This is a genomic window from Sphaerospermopsis sp. FACHB-1194 (genome assembly GCF_014696235.1).
GTDB classification, from domain to species: Bacteria; Cyanobacteriota; Cyanobacteriia; order Cyanobacteriales; family Nostocaceae; genus Sphaerospermopsis; species Sphaerospermopsis kisseleviana.
Genome location: NZ_JACJPU010000024.1, coordinates 61968 through 79898, shown reverse-complemented (window position 1 = coordinate 79898; position 17931 = coordinate 61968). Strand labels below are relative to the sequence as shown.

The 17931-nt window shown below is 38.2% G+C and carries 18 protein-coding genes, 1 pseudogene and 1 riboswitch; of the genes and pseudogenes, 5 read left to right on the top strand and 14 right to left on the bottom strand.

What is annotated here, in order from left to right; genetic code table 11:
• Positions 1–329: pseudogene (locus H6F45_RS15165) on the bottom strand (ATP-binding protein); the annotation flags it as partial.
• A gap of 531 nt (positions 330–860) precedes the next feature.
• On the opposite strand from H6F45_RS15165, the gene H6F45_RS15160 reads away from it, so the two are divergent.
• Positions 861–1436: a Uma2 family endonuclease gene (locus H6F45_RS15160; protein WP_190347589.1), complete on the top strand. Its 576-nt coding sequence runs from the start codon at positions 861–863 to the stop codon at positions 1434–1436.
• A 37-nt stretch (positions 1437–1473) separates the two neighbouring features.
• Here H6F45_RS15160 and H6F45_RS15155 read toward each other — a convergent pair whose 3' ends face one another.
• From H6F45_RS15155 to H6F45_RS15130, 6 genes are all read right to left on the bottom strand, one after another.
• Complete coding sequence (locus H6F45_RS15155) at positions 1474–1719, bottom strand: DUF4926 domain-containing protein (protein WP_190347588.1); 246 nt, start codon at positions 1717–1719, stop codon at positions 1474–1476.
• A 152-nt stretch (positions 1720–1871) separates the two neighbouring features.
• Positions 1872–2240, bottom strand: coding sequence for a type II toxin-antitoxin system RelE/ParE family toxin (locus H6F45_RS15150; protein ID WP_199301826.1), 369 nt, complete (start codon positions 2238–2240; stop codon positions 1872–1874).
• The gene (locus tag H6F45_RS15145) at positions 2230–2475 is read right to left on the bottom strand and encodes a hypothetical protein (RefSeq protein WP_190347587.1); all 246 of its coding nucleotides are present in this window, start codon (positions 2473–2475) and stop codon (positions 2230–2232) included. The genes H6F45_RS15150 and H6F45_RS15145 overlap by 11 nt, the downstream gene beginning before the upstream one ends.
• 138 nt (positions 2476–2613) lie before the next feature.
• Entirely contained in the window at positions 2614–2832 is a 219-nt protein-coding gene (locus H6F45_RS15140) for a BrnA antitoxin family protein (RefSeq protein ID WP_242052634.1), read from the bottom strand.
• Positions 2833–2851: 19 nt separating this feature from the next.
• Positions 2852–3127, bottom strand: a complete 276-nt coding sequence (locus tag H6F45_RS15135; protein ID WP_190347586.1) for a BrnT family toxin — start codon at positions 3125–3127, stop codon at positions 2852–2854.
• 249 nt (positions 3128–3376) lie between these two features.
• Positions 3377–4489 (bottom strand): ferrochelatase, encoded by a 1113-nt coding sequence (locus H6F45_RS15130; RefSeq protein WP_096566256.1) that lies wholly within the window; start codon positions 4487–4489, stop codon positions 3377–3379.
• 226 nt (positions 4490–4715) lie between these two features.
• On the opposite strand from H6F45_RS15130, the gene H6F45_RS15125 reads away from it, so the two are divergent.
• Positions 4716–5279, top strand: a complete 564-nt coding sequence (locus tag H6F45_RS15125; RefSeq protein WP_096566254.1) for a hypothetical protein — start codon at positions 4716–4718, stop codon at positions 5277–5279.
• On the opposite strand, the gene H6F45_RS15120 is transcribed toward H6F45_RS15125, so the two are convergent.
• Entirely contained in the window at positions 5262–5699 is a 438-nt protein-coding gene (locus H6F45_RS15120) for a hypothetical protein (protein ID WP_190347595.1), read from the bottom strand. The genes H6F45_RS15125 and H6F45_RS15120 overlap by 18 nt on opposite strands.
• Before the next feature lie 6 nt (positions 5700–5705).
• Here H6F45_RS15120 and H6F45_RS15115 point away from each other — a divergent pair, with 6 nt between their 5' ends.
• Entirely contained in the window at positions 5706–6953 is a 1248-nt protein-coding gene (locus H6F45_RS15115; RefSeq protein WP_190347593.1) for an MFS transporter, read from the top strand.
• A 61-nt stretch (positions 6954–7014) separates the two neighbouring features.
• On the opposite strand, the gene H6F45_RS15110 is transcribed toward H6F45_RS15115, so the two are convergent.
• The 6 genes from H6F45_RS15110 to H6F45_RS15085 form a co-directional block, all read right to left on the bottom strand.
• Entirely contained in the window at positions 7015–8079 is a 1065-nt protein-coding gene (locus H6F45_RS15110; RefSeq protein ID WP_137668159.1) for an ABC transporter ATP-binding protein, read from the bottom strand.
• Between the two features lie 94 nt (positions 8080–8173).
• Positions 8174–9262, bottom strand: coding sequence for an iron ABC transporter permease (locus H6F45_RS15105; RefSeq protein WP_242052633.1), 1089 nt, complete (start codon positions 9260–9262; stop codon positions 8174–8176).
• Positions 9263–9267: 5 nt separating this feature from the next.
• Positions 9268–10503, bottom strand: coding sequence for an ABC transporter substrate-binding protein (locus H6F45_RS15100; RefSeq protein WP_190347585.1), 1236 nt, complete (start codon positions 10501–10503; stop codon positions 9268–9270).
• A 179-nt stretch (positions 10504–10682) separates the two neighbouring features.
• A complete protein-coding gene (locus H6F45_RS15095) occupies positions 10683–11555 on the bottom strand; it encodes a ferredoxin (RefSeq protein ID WP_096566244.1) in 873 nt (290 codons plus the stop codon).
• 36 nt (positions 11556–11591) lie between these two features.
• The gene (locus H6F45_RS15090) at positions 11592–13691 is read right to left on the bottom strand and encodes a TonB-dependent receptor (protein ID WP_190347584.1); all 2100 of its coding nucleotides are present in this window, start codon (positions 13689–13691) and stop codon (positions 11592–11594) included.
• A 170-nt stretch (positions 13692–13861) separates the two neighbouring features.
• On the bottom strand, positions 13862–14272 hold the full coding sequence (locus H6F45_RS15085; protein WP_190347583.1) for a DUF1636 family protein: 411 nt from the start codon (positions 14270–14272) through the stop codon (positions 13862–13864).
• Between the two features lie 288 nt (positions 14273–14560).
• A riboswitch (cobalamin riboswitch) is annotated at positions 14561–14704 on the bottom strand.
• Positions 14705–14966: 262 nt separating this feature from the next.
• Here H6F45_RS15085 and ilvB point away from each other — a divergent pair.
• Positions 14967–16859 carry a biosynthetic-type acetolactate synthase large subunit gene (ilvB, locus tag H6F45_RS15080; RefSeq protein WP_190347582.1) on the top strand — a complete coding sequence of 631 codons (1893 nt, stop codon included), beginning with the start codon at positions 14967–14969 and terminating at the stop codon, positions 16857–16859.
• Between the two features lie 219 nt (positions 16860–17078).
• Positions 17079–17546 (top strand): tellurite resistance TerB family protein, encoded by a 468-nt coding sequence (locus H6F45_RS15075; RefSeq protein ID WP_096566238.1) that lies wholly within the window; start codon positions 17079–17081, stop codon positions 17544–17546.
• Positions 17547–17931 lie beyond the last annotated feature (385 nt).

Genomic DNA, 17931 nt, shown 5'->3' with positions numbered 1-17931 from the left:
AAGAAAGGTGGTTGTAATTCTGTTGGTAGCCAACAGTCAATAGCATCTTGCCAAGCATCTAAAATCCTTCTTTCTGCTACTTCTGGCTGATCGGGAAAAGCAGAGCCTACTTCTGCGGATACCATAACGGCGGTATATTTACCACTAGCTGTTAATTCCTGTGCTAGGGTGAGCATGGCAGTGGTTTTACCTGTTTGTCTGGGTGCATGGATGACAAAGTAATTTTGTTGGTCAATCAGGCGTTTTAACTCTGGTAACCGTTCGGTGGTGGGTAGGGTATAGTGGATATCCGGTTTACAAGGGCCTGCGGTGTTAAACCATTTAGTCATAAAAGTTTAAGTAAGGTTGATTTGATTATAACTTCTATGATTGTTGACGGTTGACCGTGGTCGGTGAGGGGAGTCGAACCGTGGTCGGTGAGGGGAGTCGAACCGTGGTCGGTGAGCGGAGTCGAACCGTGGTCGGTGAGGGGAGTCGAACCGTGGTCGGTGAGCGGAGTCGAACCGTGGTCGGTGAGGGGAGTCGAACCGTGGTCGGTGAGCGGAGTCGAACCGTTGATTGTTGACACAAAACAAAACTCATCTTTACAATTGTCAGAACAATTGTCAGAGTCGTAATGATTCCGCTGTTTAACAATTCTGGTTTTGTGGGTGAACTATGGTACAAATTGTTGGTATTGGTGGTAGTTTAAGACCAGACTCTTATACCCAGCTAGGTTAACAATTTACCAGATGAAATTCGTGTTTTTTAGCTTCTTGCTGACTGCTGTTAGCTGACGGCTGAATGCTTATGAAATAGGAATACCAAGGTAAGGATATCACAGATTATTCTCCCTCATAAATAGATAAGGAAACCTGCAAATGGTACAAACACCTGCTCAAATTATCACCCTAGAACAATTCCTACAACTTCCAGAAACCGAACCTGCAAGCGAATATATTGATGGGAGCATCATCCAAAAACCAATGCCACAAGGAGAACATAGTGTAATTCAAACTGAGTTATCACCAGCAATTAATTTAATATTAAAACCTCAAAAGATTGCCAGAGCTTTTTCTGAATTGCGTTGTACTTTCGGAGGACGTTCAATTGTACCTGATATTTCTGTATTCTGTTGGGATAAAATTCCCCGTCAGGAAAATGGCAGAGTTGCCAATGTTTTTGCGATCGCTCCAGATTGGACTATTGAAATTCTCTCACCTGATCAAAGCCAAACTAAAGTTATTAAAAAAGTTATTAAAAATATTTTACACTGTCTCAATTATGGAACTCAGATGGGCTGGCTAATTGATCCACAAGAACAATCTATATTTGTTTATTTTCCAGATCAACCAACGGCATTTTATGATCAACCAAATGCACGTTTGCCAGTACCAGAATTTGCTAAAGATTTTCATCTTACGGTAAAAGAATTGTTTGATTGGTTATTGGAGTGAGTAGAGGATTTTTGTGAATTGAAAAATTAGCGATCGCCTACACAGCACTAGCCATAAATCTTACTGTAGGTCTATCTGCACTGGTTGGTAAGCGGAAACAACTCATTGGTAATGTGACAACTGCTACGGTATTTCCCGTCATATCGAAAAATTCAACACTATATCCTGTTTCTAGTCCTTGAACATTATGTTGTTCAACTACTGTTCCAATGTCTCCAGCATATAAACCTTCTTCGGGAATATCACGTAATAAGATGACATCGGAGTAAAGAGAGAAATTCATTGTAACCTCCAAATATTATTAGGACTTACGCAACTGGCATATTTCTCTGTTCGTAGTAAGCGATTTATCGCTTATTTTTGGCACTAAAGTGCCTACTACAGACTTAAATTTAGACTTTCCTTGTGACACTTGCGTAAGTCCTGATTATTATATTAAGTCTCTTCAACTGTAATTTTTTCATATTCAGTAATAATGCTTCTAATTTCATCACCTAAAATATCAGCTTGTTCAGATTTTGCATAAATAGTTAGGAGAATAATTCCCGTTGCAGTTTTGACGTAATAAATTAGACGGTAGCCGCCACTTTTACCTTTTTGAATATCGCTATTTCTAACTCTTAGCTTAAAAACATCATATCCAATTCCAGGTATTTTATCTCCTGGTAAATCGCCCCTTTCCAGTTGTTCTATTACAGGCTGTATATCATTACGAATACTTCTGTATTTTTTGGCAAGATTACGTATATTTCTGTTAAAAACTGTAGAAGCTTGAACTTGAATTAATGGTTGTTCAGACATCATCAAGTCCTTCCCAAATTTGAGATACAGGAATAGTTTTTCCTGTCATTGCTTCATGCCAAGCTTGACGGAAATCTTCTAAAAGTGCTTCTTTGGTTGGCTCATCTTCATTTATTTCTGTTGTGTCGGGAATTAAAACAATTACTTCAACACGACTATTTTTATCTGTAATTAATGGACTATCTAATGTAAGTTGTCCCTGTTCATTTATGGTTGCCATTACTTTAATTGCTTTCATTATTACACTTGTTTAGATAAGATTAGGTTAAATTTATTTTGGGATGAATAATAAAGATGATTCATCAACACTTATTTATCCTCAACCAATATTTAAAATTCAGAATTAACGCAGACGAGGAAAAATAGGATTTAAAACTTACTGATGTGCCTCCATATATGCTCTTAATAAAGCATTGATTTGAGTTTGATAACCCCGTCCTTGAGACTTAAACCACTCCAATACATCGCTATCAATACGTAATGTTACTTGAGCTTTATTTTTGGCGACAGGTAAACCCTTTTTCACCACTGCTTTAGCAAATAATTCAGGTGTAATTTCTGGGCAGTCTGACAAGTCAATATCTTCGTCAGTCATTGCATCGAAACGTTGCCAATCAGTTTGAGATTTGCTCGAAATATGTTCGTTGTTCATACTTGGTTGCCTTTCGTGCGGAAATAATTCGTGTGCAATCACTTCGTTCTGTGTGGACAACAGCAATTACTCTTCCTTGTAACAAACCAAATGTCACAAATCGCTGCTCTCCGTAGTCGTAACGGTCATCTTCTACGGTTACTGTATCTCCATCAAACACGGCTGAAACGTCGATAAAATCAATACCGTGCTTGCGAATGTTGGCCAGACGCTTGGCTTCATCCCATTCAAACTCCATCACCCAATAAAAACTATCTTTACTTTATTGTAACTACAATTTGTCACTACAGCTACTAGCCAATAATTTCTAAGCTGTTGTGCATTTAATTTGTATAAGTGGAACAGGCATCTTGCCTGTTAAACAAGAGTTCAGAATATTAGGATTATACAATTTAGCTGTGTAACAGCTTAGTTCAAATCAACAAGACAAAAGGTAACAGACAAGAAGTGATTCTTTATCTGTCACCTGTCACCTGTCACCTGTCACCTAATGATGGTGATGATGATGTATAGCTAAATGTACATTAACTTCCTTACCTTCTGCTGCCATTAATTCTTGAATGTGAACATTAGCCCATTCCGCAGCCATATCCAAAAAGCGGGGATCATCATTTACACAAGCCATTTGTAAATAATCCACACCAGAATGCTGTTTTTCTAAATCATGAATAATGTGATGTACATCTAACAAGGTTTCATGGTTTTCTGTGGCAAAACCTATGGGCATAAACATTACCACTTTTGCACCTAATTGAATCAGATTGTTAGCTGCTTGAGTGGCATTGGGTTGAGTCCATTCAATTAATGGTGTATCGTGGTTTAACCAACCAACAGAAATTAAAGGATAACGGTGAATTAATTTCTCTCTCACTAATTCGTAAAGTGCTTGACTTTCATCAATTCCTGATGTAAAACCTTTGGCTTTGTGTGGACATCCATGATTCATCAACACAATACCAATTTGTGATGGTAAATAGGCATCGGCTAAGTCAGAATTGATTTTCTCTTCTACTATTTGCGCCATTAAATTGATATATTCCGGCTCATTGTAGAAAGAAGGAATATAACGCATTCCTTTCACCCAATGTTCATCACCATCAGCCAATTCAGCCAAAGCATTATTAACTTGTTCAATAGCAATACCACTGGTAAAAATAGAATCTACCACTAACAAAGGATAGATCAATATTTTTTCAAAGCCTTGATTTTTGATTTCTGCTAAAACTTGTTGCGGTAAAAAAGGAGCGCAAAAGTTAAAAGCTTTGAAAACTTGAACACCACCGCCCCATTTATGTTGTAATTCGTGTTCAATTCCTGCCCGTTGCTGTTCAAAAATGGCATTATGGGGTGAGATAAAATCATGATGGGTATGTCCCCATTCATGACGATCAAATATAGCTAAAATCTTGGCTAAAGTGGGATAAATCCAAGTTGGTACTGGTGCAAATTTGGCAGTAAGTAGATTTAAAGCTTGTTCATTATAATTGGCAAAATCTTCATAGCTCTCGACTTCACCATAACCCATGAGCAGTACAGCTATGCGATCATGGCCTGGTAGATGCTCGTGAGTATGTTGCATTTTTTCTGGAGTTGCAACCACAATAATTCCCTCAATATAAGCGAAATGGCGACATCCTCACAGGGTGTAACCCTATAATTCGCCATATTAGTTAATTATTATCCCATCCAGGGGGATAGGATAGATGTGAACATAAAAATATACATCTGATCATGAAAAATTTACAATTAACCAGTAAAAATTAACAATTAACTTACAATTAACCGAGCAAATGCCATAGGTTGTTGATCTTTAACCATAAAAGCTAATGAATATTATTATTTGTCCAGGTATTCATGAAATAGAATTAACGCAAAGCTTTGTCAGCAGCTTGTTTAACCCCAATGTAGAGAGAGGTGATCAGCAGTTATTAAATATACTGGTTTTTCCGGGAGAGGGGATTTTCACTTTATCAGCACTTCATATTTTACTGTTTTTGCGCGATCGCCTGAGTAATAAGCTAGAATCACCTGTTATATTCATTGGTTTTAGTGCTGGTGTAGTAGGTGCGATCGCGGCGGCTACAACATGGCAACTTCAAGGTGGTAATGTGAAAGCATTAATAGCTATAGATGGCTGGGGCGTGCCATTATGGGGAAATTTTCCCATACATCGCCTGAGTCATGATTATTTTACCCATTGGAGTTCTGCTATTTTAGGTATTGGGGAAGATAATTTTTATGCCGATCCACCAGTTGATCATTTATCAATGTGGCGATCGCCCCACAAGGTACAAGGTAACTGGACAGATCCATCAATTCGGTTTTCTCACTCCCAAAAATCCCTAAATACGGCTGAATTTTTGCATATATTGTTAAAAAGTTATGAATAACAGGGGACTGGGGACTGGGGACTGGTGACTGGGGACTGGGGACTGGTGACTGGGGACTAGGGACTGGTGACTGGGGACTGGTGACTGGTGACTGGGGACTGGTGACTGGGGACTGGGGACTGGTGACTGGGGACTGGTGACTGGGGACTGGTGACTGGGGACTGGTGACTGGGGACTGGTGACTGGGGACTGGTGACTGGGGACTGGTGACTGGTGACTGGTGACTGGTGACTGGTGACAGGTGACAGTGAATAGATAATTATTTATTCCCAATTCCCAATTCCCAATTCCCAATTCCCAATTCCCAATTCCCAATTCCCAATTCCCAATTCCCAATTCCCAATTCCCAATTCCCAATTCCCAATTCCCAATTCCCAATTCCCAATTCCCAATTCCCAATTCCCAATTCCCAATTCCCAATTTGTGATGTTTCCCACTGAACCGACTGCTGTTAATAGCGGCTTTGGCGCACTGCTAAAAAACCGTAATTTTATGCTCCTGTGGATCGGGCAACTCATTTCCCAGTTAGCAGATAAGGTTTTATTGATTTTAATGATTGATTTGTTGGAGAAAAAATACTTACCTGCCAATTTAGCAGAAGGCACAGGGCGCTTTTATATGTATATGGCTTTTACCCTACCAGCGATTTTTTTCGGTTCTGCTGGTGGTGTGATTGTTGATAGGATGCCCAAAAAGCTAATTATGGTGGGTTCTGATGTCGTGCGGGGCTTGTTGACATTAAGTATAGCTTTCTTGCCCAGGCAGTTAGGAATATTGTTAGCACTGAATTTTGGTATCTCCTCGGTAACTCAGTTTTTTGCCCCAGCGGAACAAGCTACTATTCCCCTAATGGTGCAACGAGAGAATTTAATGGCCGCTAATGCTTTATTTAGCAGCACCATGATGGGAGCATTGATAGTTGGTTATGCTGTGGGAAAGCCAATTTTAGACTGGGCGGAGTATCTCAACTTTGAATTTGGTAAAGAATTTTTAGTAGGAGGTTTCTACCTGTTATCAGCTATCATCATGTTACCGATTCAGTTTAAAGAACATAGACAAACATCCGTAGCTAATCCTATCACCGAATTTTTACAAGGCTTTTCGTATCTCAAACAAAACCGCTTGGTCTGGAATGCGATGTTGCAAATTGTCGCTTTGTATTGCGTGTTTGCGGCATTATTGGAATTATCTATTAGATTAGCTGCTAGATTGAACCTAGAACAAACTGATTTTAGCTTCTTTGTTGCTGCTGCCGGTGTGGGAATGGTTTTAGGCGCAGGAATTTTGGGACATTTTGGCCATAAACTGCATCATAAACCCTTGCCGTTAATTGGTTTTATGTTTATGTCCTTGGCACTGGGAATGTTTATTGTTACTCATAATTTATTTTTAGTGTTGGGACTTTGTGTGTTCTTGGGCTTAGGTGCAGCATTAATTAACGTGCCAATGCAAACCTTAATTCAACAGCACACACCCCCAGCAATGCACGGTAAGGTATTTGGCTTTCAAAATCATGCCATTAATATTGCTCTGTCTGCACCTTTATTGATTACAACCAAGCTGGTTAATGCTTTTGGCTTGGCAACAGTTCTTTTTGGTATGAGTATCACTGTAGTATTGATTGGTTTCTGGACTTGGCAAAATACCCGCAAAGTCTTGCAAGATTTGATCTAAAAATTGGGTAACAATCATCCTTTATGTATGTTGATAAGCTACCAGGTAAATATCTCAAGCCTTAATTGTCTAGTGAAATGACATTCTGATTTAAAAAATCAATCATTGCATATAGTGAATTATGAACATACACATCTGGATGATTATTTATGACTTGGGTTTGCCAAAATTTCTCTTGAGATTTTGATATAACTTCTACTACTAATTGTGTTTTTGCAGCATTTTGATTAAAAGAAAATTTTTCAGTTTGTTTCACCTGAAAACCTACTCTTTGTAAAGCACGAATAGTCCATATAGTAGCTATACCCTCACCCATAACTTGAATTTCTCCTTTAAATGGTGTATGCAAATTAAACTCACCAGAAAAAATATCAAATTCCACACCTTCACTGTTGAAAGTATTAGCAAATGCACCACTTAATACTAAATCTTCTGGTGCGCCTACCTGTAAAATCCCATGAGAATTTAATAGCCAAATTTGATCGGCTAGACGCAAAGCTAAGTCTAAATCATGGGTAGAAAGGAGAATTGCTTGTTTAGTTTCCCTGGCTAAATTACGCAACAATTGCATAATTTCTACTCGCCGGGGTAAGTCTAAAAATGCTGTTGGTTCATCTAGCAACATGACTATAGGAGACTGCGCTAAAGCGCGGGCAATCATAATTTTTTGTCGTTCACCATCACTGAGTTCGCTAACTTGACGGGAGACTAAATTTAATGCACCTACAGATTTTATCGCCCAATGGACTATTGCTTCATCCTCAGCAGTCAAATTTCCCCACCAGTCAGTATAAGGATGTCGTCCTAAAGTTACTAAATTATAAGCAGATAGCATCCCTCCATCAACTTTTTCTGTGAGAACTAAACTCAACCGTTTCGCTAAATCTTGGGGTGCTAAATTGTAGATATTATCATCTAAAAGTCGGACTTCACCGGCTACAGGTGGTTGCATTCCGGCAAGCGATCGCAATAATGTAGATTTACCTGCACCATTGGGACCCAATAAACACACCAATTCCCCAGCTTGCAAAGATACAGAAATATTCTCTGCTACACACCGAAAATTTTTTCGGGATGTTTGATAACCAATAGTCAAATTGTGGGTTGTCAAAATTGCATTACTCATATTTGTTGAGTTAGGGAACAGGGAACAGGGAACAGGGAACAGGGAATAGGGAATAGGTAAGTAACTTTCTGATTTATAAAAAATCGAGTAGTAATTAGGATGGAAAAGACTTGCGGGAATTACGCTTTAAAATTACCCAAGTCACAACAGGAGTACCAATTAAAGCCGTAATTGCATTTAAAGGTAAAACCATTTGACTTACTGCTAATTGAGAAAACAAATCTGCTATTAAAGCTAAAATTGCCCCTAAAATTATCACACTGGGAATTAAAATTCGATGGTCAGAAGTATTAAACAAACTCCGACATAAATGAGGAATAGCCACACCCAAAAATGCGATAGGACCACAAAAAGCTGTAATTCCACCTGCTAAAATAGAAGCACTGATAATAATAGAAAATCTAGTTTTTTCTACCGTTAAACCTACACTTCTGGCATAGGATTCACCTAACAAAAGTGCATTCAGAGATTTTGATTGCAACAACGCTATTAATAAACTTAAAAGTATCACCGGAATTAACACAATTAATTGTTTCCAAGTCACACCAGCAAAACTACCAAAAGTCCACATAATATAACTTTGAATCCGTTCTCTAGTGCTAAATTGCAATAAAATACTCACAATTCCACCAGTAGCATAACCAAATAATAAACCTAAAATTAGCAGCGTCATTGTATCTTGCACCCGACGAGAAACAACCAACATCACACCTAAAACCGAACCCGCACCCACACTAGCAGCTATCACTAATCCAAAATCAGCAATGATTCCCAAATTATTTAATAAAGTTGGTGCAGTCACACTTGCAGTTAACACCACCAACGCCACTCCTAAACTCGCACCAGAACTAATTCCTAATACAAAAGGTCCAGCTAAAGGATTTTTAAATAATGTTTGCATTTGTAAACCACTCACACCTAAAGCAGCACCCGCTAAGGTTGCAGTTAAAGCTTTCGGTAATCTAAATTTGAGAATTATATTGCTATGAGTTATCTTTTCTGGTTGTTTTCCTAGTAAAATATTTACCACTTCATCAACAGGAATCGAAACTGAACCCAAAGCTAAATCTAAGAGAAATATTAATAGCAAAGCTACAATTAATATCCCAAAACATAAACTTCTAAGGGAAATATTATCTGGAATGAATAAGTGAGGATTAAAATGTTTTTTCACAGATTTCATAAACATTATTTTGGCAAATTGCGGTAATAAAACAGTTGATGTTCCGGTAACAATTCTGGATGCAAAATTTTGATTAAATCTGCCAGTACAATATCGGGGTTACTAATTCCTCCTTCCCAATAATCATTACCACCATCTACGTTGACACGGGCATTATTATTATAAATATTTCCAGTTTTTACAGCTTGAAAATCACCATAACGACTATCTTCAGCTACAACATCTTTTAAACTCTGCCAAACTTGGCGAGAATTTAACCAATAATCAGCTTTAGCTGCACGTTCTAAAACTACTTCAAAAGAAAGTGGTAAACTACCATTAGATTTATCATTACTCCACAGATAATTACCTCCTGCATCATTCAGATATTTAGCAACATAACTTTTACCACCAGACATAAACCAAGTACCTTTAAAATTAAAGCCAACAAATACCGTCGGTCGATTTTTTACAGATTGAGCTTTTTGGGCTATTTTTGTATATTTATCTGCTATTTCTTGAAATATCTTTTCAGCTTTTTCTTCTTGATTAAAAAATAAAGCCGTAAATTTTAACCATTCGCTTCTTCCCAATGGCGTATCTTCCATATATTCAGCATTTATCCCCACTTTCAAACCAGCTTCCGTAAGTTTACCGTAACTATCTGTTTGGGAATTTCCTGTACCAAAAGTTGTGACCAAATCAGGATTTAATGCTAACAACTTTTCTATATCCACATTAGAATTATTACCTACTTGGGTAACTTTTCCCGCTTTTATTCTCTGAACTACAGCCGGAGTATTCACTTGTTTTGTATTACTAATACCTATTAATTTATCCACCAATCCTAATTTATCCAAATGAGGTAAATGAGTTGTAGATAAAGCCACGACAGAATTAACAGGAACTGTAATAATTTGTGCTTGATTAAATCCTGAAGGTGTGGGAGTTCCACACTGAACTAAAACATATTGAAACTGAGTTTTAGCATTTTGCCAGGGATTTTTAATCGTCACAACTTTGTAATGATTATGATATTCAACTGTAAAACCTGTAGCATAGTTAATTTTAGATTTGGTGGGGAAATAATCTTGATTAGGGTTATGATTTTGAATACAGGTGTTATTGGTTGTGTTGTTATTTATATGATTTTGAGTTATAGGATTTTTTGTACTATGACAGGCAATAATAAATGTGGCTATAAGGCAAAATTGACATAAAAAAATGATTAGTTTTGAGTAAGGAAGTTTTGAAAATTTCATTCTTGCTAAATATTTGTTAAATAGTGAGATTTTGTAGGTTGGGTTGTTCGCGTTGCGAAGCAATGGAACGAAACCCAACGCCAAGCTTTGGTATTTTTTGCTAATGTTGGGTTTCACTGAAGCAGGGCTAAAGCCCTTACTACGAGCATATTTTTACAGAAAAATTAATGGGGAGTAGCTTATACTTTTTCCGGTGGATATAAGTTTTCAGCCACCTTATTACCCTTGACTAAATGTTCATTGACAATATTTTCTGCCACATTAGGATTAACGCGAGTGTACCAAGTTCTATCATTAGAATAGAAAACCACAGGTCCTAATTGACAAACTTCTAAACAACCAGATGTTCTTACTTCTATATCTAAACCTGCATTTTCCACTGCTGATTTTAACGCCTCAAATGTAGGTTGCCATTTGCGAGAAGGAAGACAGCGAGTAGAAGTACAAACTGAAATATAGGAATGTTTGAGAGGATTTTTATTAAAGGGAATTGGTTTAATTCCTAACACATAAATATCTCTCAAATCTTGATACAAAGCTAACTTTTCTAAATTTGGTTTTCCTTCTGGTAATAAATTTTCCCCATCTACCAAAGGATTAGGTAATAAAATCGTCATCAATTGTTCATTCGCACCATTCCAAAATTGAATCCCCCAACTTCTAGGATTTCCTTCTGGATTAAACCGCCGATAAAAAGCTGCACGAGAAACTAGACGCTGCTTCCTCACTTCCACAGGAGTTTTACATAAAGGTCCACCGAAATTAGTATCAATACACAAATGTAAATGCCACCCTTCAGCGGCCACTGTCAAATATCCATCATAGAGAATACATAGTTTTGGAGGTGCATTAAATTCCAACTCTAAAACACTACCTTGAACAATATGGGCAATTCCCACCTGCTGCCAATTTTGCTCAAATAAAGTATACATTAACGATGCTAAAACATCACTCCCACAATCAAAATATTCATACTCAACATATCCACCCGTAGATAAATTTTCTGTTTCTATTTTATTAACTGGTTGTACCCAAGAATTAAACTCATTCATTGGTAAATCTCCTTTGAATCGGTGACAAAATTAATCTTAAAAACTAGAACTCAAACCCAATTGAAATACCCTACCCCCATCAGGGAAACCAGGGAATAACTGATAACGCTGATTAAACAAATTATCCAAGCTACCAGTCAATACTAGCCTATCATTAATTGGCACACGCATCTTCATATCAAAAGTGGTATATCCCGGCAAAAATTCTGTATTTGTATTATTGGTTGGATATCCGTTTAAAGAATTCATTAACAAACCAAAATACCAACCTTGGGGATTTTCATAAGACACACCAAAATTTAACTTATCTGCACCTGCAAAACGTAATTCTTTGTCAACCTCTGCGGGATTACCGCTTTTTAAAATACGTGGGTCATTGGCTGTATAATTCACAAAACCATAGATATTTCTTGCTAGTTGTAAATTCAGAGATGCTTCAATTCCTTGAGTTTGGACTAAACCAATATTTTCCCAAGTTCCCGTATTCCCATTTACTGGTGGAGTGAGTCTTCTAAAGGCAATGGTATCAGAAACACGGTTGCTAAAAAATGTCAACCGCAGTAAGCCGATATTGCCTATTTTTTGGTCAATTCCCACATCAAAACTATCACCTTTTTCTGGTTTTAAATCAGGATTACCAATGTTAGTAGGATTATTATTAAATAAATTGGCAATTGTGGGGGCGCGGAAGTTTCTGATATAGTTAGCTCTCAGGGTAGTGGAATCAGAAACTGCGAATTTTGCACCTACAGATGGAGATGTAAATGAACCATTAACTAAACTACTAAAGTCTTGACGCACTCCTAAATTGACGTTTAAACTAGGAGAAAACTGAATGTCATATCTACTAAATATCGCCCCTTGAGTGATACCATCATCATAATTTACTCGTAAAATATTTGTCCCGTAATTAAAGGAAGTGTTGCGGACATTAGTATTACGATAATCAAAGCCATAAACTAAGGTTTGATTTTTAGACAGATTCCAATTATGGGTAACTTGAATACCATAGGAATCTTGTTTGGTATCAAAGCGATTTTGAGATGTAATTGCACCACTACGATTATCAAAGCGAGTGTTGAGAAAATCGGCGTAAATTCTCGCTTTTAATAGTGAATCATCTCCCTTTCCTAATTTAGAGTTCCAGGTTAAATCAGTGAGAACTTGGTCTGTGTATTTTCGGTTATTCTCGGTGAGAGAGTTAAAAAATCCCTGTCCAAATTGGGGTACAGGAATGGGTACACCTCCGGGTGATCCCTGTTCTTTCCCTAAGTATAAAGTTGATAAAGCTAAGGTATTACGTTTGTCTAAATTAGCTTCTAATTTGAGATTAAAGTTGTTGAATAGTGCGTCATTATTTTTTCTTGTCCCTTCAAAGTTAGCTTCAGGAATGCTAAAGGGATAATTATTTTGTGCTTGGGTACGGTTGTAACCAACTACCCAAGAAATATCACCAGATTTCCCGCTATTTTGAATGCTTTGTTGGTTGAGTCCATAAGACCCAATGTTAACTTTCGTTGTGGTGGTAATTTTATCTGTAGGACGACGGGTAACAATGTTAATTACTCCACCAATTGCGTCTGAACCATAGAGGGTTGAACCACCTCCGGGTAAGACTTCAACTCTTTCAATATTATTACTGGTAAATTCTGAAAGGTCGAAACCTCCACCACCTAAATTATTAATTGGTCTTCCATCCAATAATATTAAAACTTGACCGGTGTTAGAACCGCGAATAAATTGACCACTTAAAGCGTTGACTTCTGTTCCTACAGTTCCATCACCCAAAATACCCGGTAAAAATCGCAGTGCTTCTTTGACTGTTCTTGCACCTTGCGCTTCCATTTCTTCCCCAGTGATGACGTAAACCGGACGAGTAGAATCTTTGACTGTTCCTTCTCGACGAAAGGGTGAAAATACTGGTTCGTTAAGAATACTATCAATCACTGTGATTTCTATATCCGGTTCTTTTTCCTCTGTTTGTGCAATTGGTTGTAAGTCTTGGGCGGAATTTTCAGATTTTGGTGTAACTTCTGTGGCTATGCTGGGGTAATTTTTCCCTAATATCCCGGATGTAATGGTCAAACTAGAAATCAGTATTTGAGTTCCCCACCTGATAATAAGCTGAGTACGCATTGGTAGTTAGGTCCCTGAATAAATAAATACTGGTGGTCTGCACAAAAGTTTTTAGCCTGTAAATTTTGGTAATGATTATTATTATCACAGTTAGGGTAAGTTTTGCAAGCTAGTTTCAAGCTAGTTTCTGGGTTTGTCTGGAGGACTAAAGTCCTCACTACGAACTTTAATTAACAGGAATTTTGGGTGAGTTTTGCCCATTTACTGAGGGGTGGTATTTTGGCTAATATGCCTGTTTTTAAAGCTTCTGGACGTTCTGACCAAGGTAGTAAACCCTTGGGGCTAGTGTAGTATTGGGTGGCACATAGCAGTATGGCAGATACACTATCATCAACTGCTAAGTTACCGAAAAGATAGGTAAATTTCTCTTCTCCTTGCAAAGCGATAACGCAAGCATGGTTGCAAGCTCTCATACATTGGACTCCCTGAATGGAGAATTTAGAGTGCAGTTCCCAAGTTTGTGCGAGTTGTTGAAGTTGTTGTAATAGCTGCTGTCCGCCACCTTCACCTATCTGTTTACCGTCTTTCCACACACTAGCGCAGGTTGTACAGACTAATAAAGTATGTTGTTTTTTTTGCATTAATTTTTATGTATTGCAGATTGAAATGACGAATAGCCTTACTTACACTGCAAGCTTAAATTTGGCTAGGACAAGGAATCATGCAAATATGTAAAGATGAAACTGAGGATACAATCCGGTTTTCAGGTTTGTATCTATCACCTTCTAAATAGCTATTGATATATGTAGGGAAAATTTTACAATATCATAGAAATGTCTATGGTACCACCTATATTTGACTCTATGAGACAGTGATAATTTTTGATGAAGAGAGTTTTAATTGTGTTATTCATCTGTACCTCGCAGATGGAAGTAGGTTATCATGGCGGCGGGCATTCTGACTTTGAAGTGTTAACTTCATTACAGCTGCGGGACAGTGCTGGATTTACACCAGGCTTTCCCCGTTACCTCTGATGGCTGTTCCCCATCAGAACCGTTAGCTGGACTGTACCATAGTAGTGATGCAGATTTTCAGATGTTTACAAATTGTAAAGTAATCTGGCATCACAAATACCAATACTCAGATACTCTGACTTCCCCGCTTTTCTAAAGCAAATCCAAATTAGGTATTTGATGAATTAGTAATAATGTATTAAAAATTTAAAAAAGCCACTCAATTAAAAGTGGTTTTTATTTTGGGTGTAGAATTGGATTACCCTGAAATTCTAAATACAAAATCTAAGGCTTAACTTTTAGTTATATTTTGAGGTTAACCGTGCCATCGTCTTCTCAAATCAGTCTCCCACAATCGGAAAATCAGAAACAGTCTGCTGTCTCTAAATCTACCCCTGTAACTCCAAAACGGGCAACTGGCGGTTTTGCTTTGTTAGATAGTCTGCTGCGTCATGGTGTTGAGTACATTTTTGGTTATCCCGGTGGAGCAATTCTACCGATTTATGATGACCTTTACAAAGTAGAGGAAACTGGTACAATTAAACACATTCTTGTCAGACACGAACAAGGTGCTTCCCATGCTGCTGATGGTTATGCCCGTGCAACTGGCAAGGTAGGAGTATGTTTTGGTACTTCCGGTCCAGGAGCAACTAACCTGGTAACGGGTATTGCGACTGCTTACATGGATTCTATTCCCATGATTATTGTCACTGGACAAGTACCACGGGCAGCAATTGGTACTGATGCTTTCCAGGAGACAGATATTTACGGTATTACTTTACCCATTGTTAAGCATTCTTATGTAGTGCGTGATCCTAAAGATATGGCGCGAATTGTGGCGGAAGCGTTCCACATTGCCAGTACGGGTAGACCTGGACCTGTTTTGATAGATGTTCCTAAAGATGTGGCTTTAGAAGAATTTGATTATGTGCCTGTAGAACCAGGTTCAGTTAAATTACCAGGATATCGTCCCACAGTTAAAGGCAACCCCAGACAAGTTAACGCAGCTATCCAGTTAATTCGTGAAAGTCGTCGTCCTTTATTGTATGTCGGTGGGGGTGCGATCGCGGCTAATGCTCACGAAGAAGTTAAACAATTAGCAGAATTATTTAATATCCCTGTCACCACAACCTTAATGGGTATCGGTGCATTTGATGAACATCATCCCCTATCTGTGGGAATGTTGGGAATGCACGGAACAGCTTACGCTAACTTTGCGGTGACAGATTGTGATTTACTGATTTGTGTTGGTGCAAGATTTGATGACCGGGTAACAGGTAAATTAGATGAGTTTGCCTCCCACGCTAAAGTTATTCACATTGACATTGATCCAGCAGAAGTAGGTAAAAACCGTGTTCCTGATGTGCCTATTGTTGGTGATGTCAAAAACGTTTTAAAAGATTTATTACGGCGCTGTCAAGACGCAAACGGCAAAGCAACACCCAACCAAAATCAAGAATGGTTGAATTTAATCAACCAGTGGAAACAGGATTATCCTTTGGTTGTACCTCATCATGCTGATAGTATTTCTCCCCAAGAGGTAATTGTGGAAGTTGGTCGTCAAGCACCCAACGCTTTTTATACTACTGATGTGGGACAACATCAAATGTGGGCAGCCCAATTTTTGAAGAATGGTCCAAGACGCTGGATCTCTAGTGCAGGTTTAGGAACAATGGGTTTTGGTGTACCTGCGGCGATGGGTGCAAAGGTAGCTTTCCCTGATGAAGAGGTAATCTGTATCAGTGGTGATGCTAGTTTCCAAATGTGTTTACAGGAATTGGGGACTTTAGCACAATATGGTATAAATGTCAAGACCGTAATTTTAAATAATGGTTGGCAGGGAATGGTGCGCCAGTGGCAACAAGCCTTTTACGGTGAGCGTTATTCCTGCTCTAACATGGAAGTAGGGATGCCAGATATTGAACTTTTGGCACAGGCTTATGGTATTAAAGGTATGGTGATTAATACCAGAGAAGAGTTAGCAGATAAAATCGCGGAAATACTGGCACACAATGGACCTGTAGTGGTAGATGTGCGTGTTACTAAGGATGAAAACTGCTATCCAATGGTAGCGCCTGGTAAGAGTAACGCCCAGATGTTTGGTTTACCGAAGCCAGCACCAAAAACCGCAGTTGAGCCAGTTTACTGCAACCATTGTGGTACAAAAAACCCACCCAGTCATAATTTCTGTGCTGAGTGTGGGAATAAGTTGTAAGTCATATAATCAGAATCAGATCCCTGATTTCTGCAAGAAGTCGGGGATATTGTGTGAAAATCACCTTCTAGATTGGGATATAGCTTTTGAGTTTAGCTAAAATCTTTTTGATGTTAAAAACATAACTTCTGTGTGCAAATGTATGAAAAAAAGTAACAGTCTCTGTGATTTTATGCAATGATTTGGGAATCTAAATAATAGTCTGTCAAAAGGATCATCATGTCTAAAAGTGAGTTGGTTAAAAGCAAAATCAAAACTCCAGTTAAACTCGAACCAGAAGTAGCGATCGCCATTATCGGACTTTTTTCCGCTTCTGGTGAGGATGAAGGTATTATTACCCCCGAAGAATACCCCTTACCAGAAATGTTAGAAGGTATTGAACTGTTTGCAAGTTACTCTGAGGAAGACTTTGATAAGTTAACAGCAAAAGTCAACACCTTGATAGAGGAAGAAAAAGTAGAGAATTTAATTCCTAGTGCGATCGCATCCTTAACAAAAAAGAGTTATCGTGAAACTGCCTATATCACAGCTATTTTGATCCTGGGAATGGAAGAAGACATACCCGAATCAGAAGAAGATTATCTCTTTGAACTTCAGGAAGCATTAAAAATTTCCGATGAGCGAGCAGAAGAACTGATAGACGAAATTTTTGAAGAATATGAAGAAGAAGAGGAGGAAGAAGAATAATTATTGGTTTGTTTTTTGAATATCCCCCTCTTTTCCAAGAATTAGGTCATTTAGCTCTTTAGTTTGCAGTTTTCACATAAATAAGTTAATTTAGCTCATGAGTAGCAAATTTTAGGCGATCATGGGCTTTTTAAGTAGTAATTCAGCTACGCAAAGTACAGCAGAATTCAGGAGTCGTAGGGGCGAAGTAGGGGCGAAGCATTCGGAAAATAACCTGTGATAAAAATTGATAATTTATCGCCCGAATGCTGATGCTTCCAGCACGCTTCGCGAACGCCCGTACAGGAGTCAGGAGTCAGGAGTAAAACAGGCTTTGTGTATAGGTTTCAATTGAGATTCTGTGCCTCATTGATCTGCAATCTGCTGTAAGTTACAACATTAGGAT

Bases quoted from the DNA above. Each gene is read 5' to 3' on its own strand.
- H6F45_RS15150 (WP_199301826.1), bottom strand. From the start codon at position 2,240: ATGATGTCTGAACAACCATTAATTCAAGTTCAAGCTTCTACAGTTTTT.
- H6F45_RS15125 (WP_096566254.1), top strand. From the start codon at position 4,716: ATGAATATTATTATTTGTCCAGGTATTCATGAAATAGAATTAACGCAA.
- H6F45_RS15075 (WP_096566238.1), top strand. From the start codon at position 17,079: ATGTCTAAAAGTGAGTTGGTTAAAAGCAAAATCAAAACTCCAGTTAAA.
- H6F45_RS15115 (WP_190347593.1), top strand. From the start codon at position 5,706: ATGTTTCCCACTGAACCGACTGCTGTTAATAGCGGCTTTGGCGCACTG.
- H6F45_RS15105 (WP_242052633.1), bottom strand. From the start codon at position 9,262: ATGAAATCTGTGAAAAAACATTTTAATCCTCACTTATTCATTCCAGAT.
- H6F45_RS15140 (WP_242052634.1), bottom strand. From the start codon at position 2,832: ATGACTGACGAAGATATTGACTTGTCAGACTGCCCAGAAATTACACCT.
- H6F45_RS15135 (WP_190347586.1), bottom strand. From the start codon at position 3,127: ATGGAGTTTGAATGGGATGAAGCCAAGCGTCTGGCCAACATTCGCAAG.
- H6F45_RS15095 (WP_096566244.1), bottom strand. From the start codon at position 11,555: ATGAATGAGTTTAATTCTTGGGTACAACCAGTTAATAAAATAGAAACA.
- H6F45_RS15110 (WP_137668159.1), bottom strand. From the start codon at position 8,079: ATGAGTAATGCAATTTTGACAACCCACAATTTGACTATTGGTTATCAA.
- H6F45_RS15145 (WP_190347587.1), bottom strand. From the start codon at position 2,475: ATGAAAGCAATTAAAGTAATGGCAACCATAAATGAACAGGGACAACTT.
- H6F45_RS15155 (WP_190347588.1), bottom strand. From the start codon at position 1,719: ATGAATTTCTCTCTTTACTCCGATGTCATCTTATTACGTGATATTCCC.
- H6F45_RS15160 (WP_190347589.1), top strand. From the start codon at position 861: ATGGTACAAACACCTGCTCAAATTATCACCCTAGAACAATTCCTACAA.
- H6F45_RS15100 (WP_190347585.1), bottom strand. From the start codon at position 10,503: ATGAAATTTTCAAAACTTCCTTACTCAAAACTAATCATTTTTTTATGT.
- H6F45_RS15090 (WP_190347584.1), bottom strand. From the start codon at position 13,691: ATGCGTACTCAGCTTATTATCAGGTGGGGAACTCAAATACTGATTTCT.
- H6F45_RS15085 (WP_190347583.1), bottom strand. From the start codon at position 14,272: ATGCAAAAAAAACAACATACTTTATTAGTCTGTACAACCTGCGCTAGT.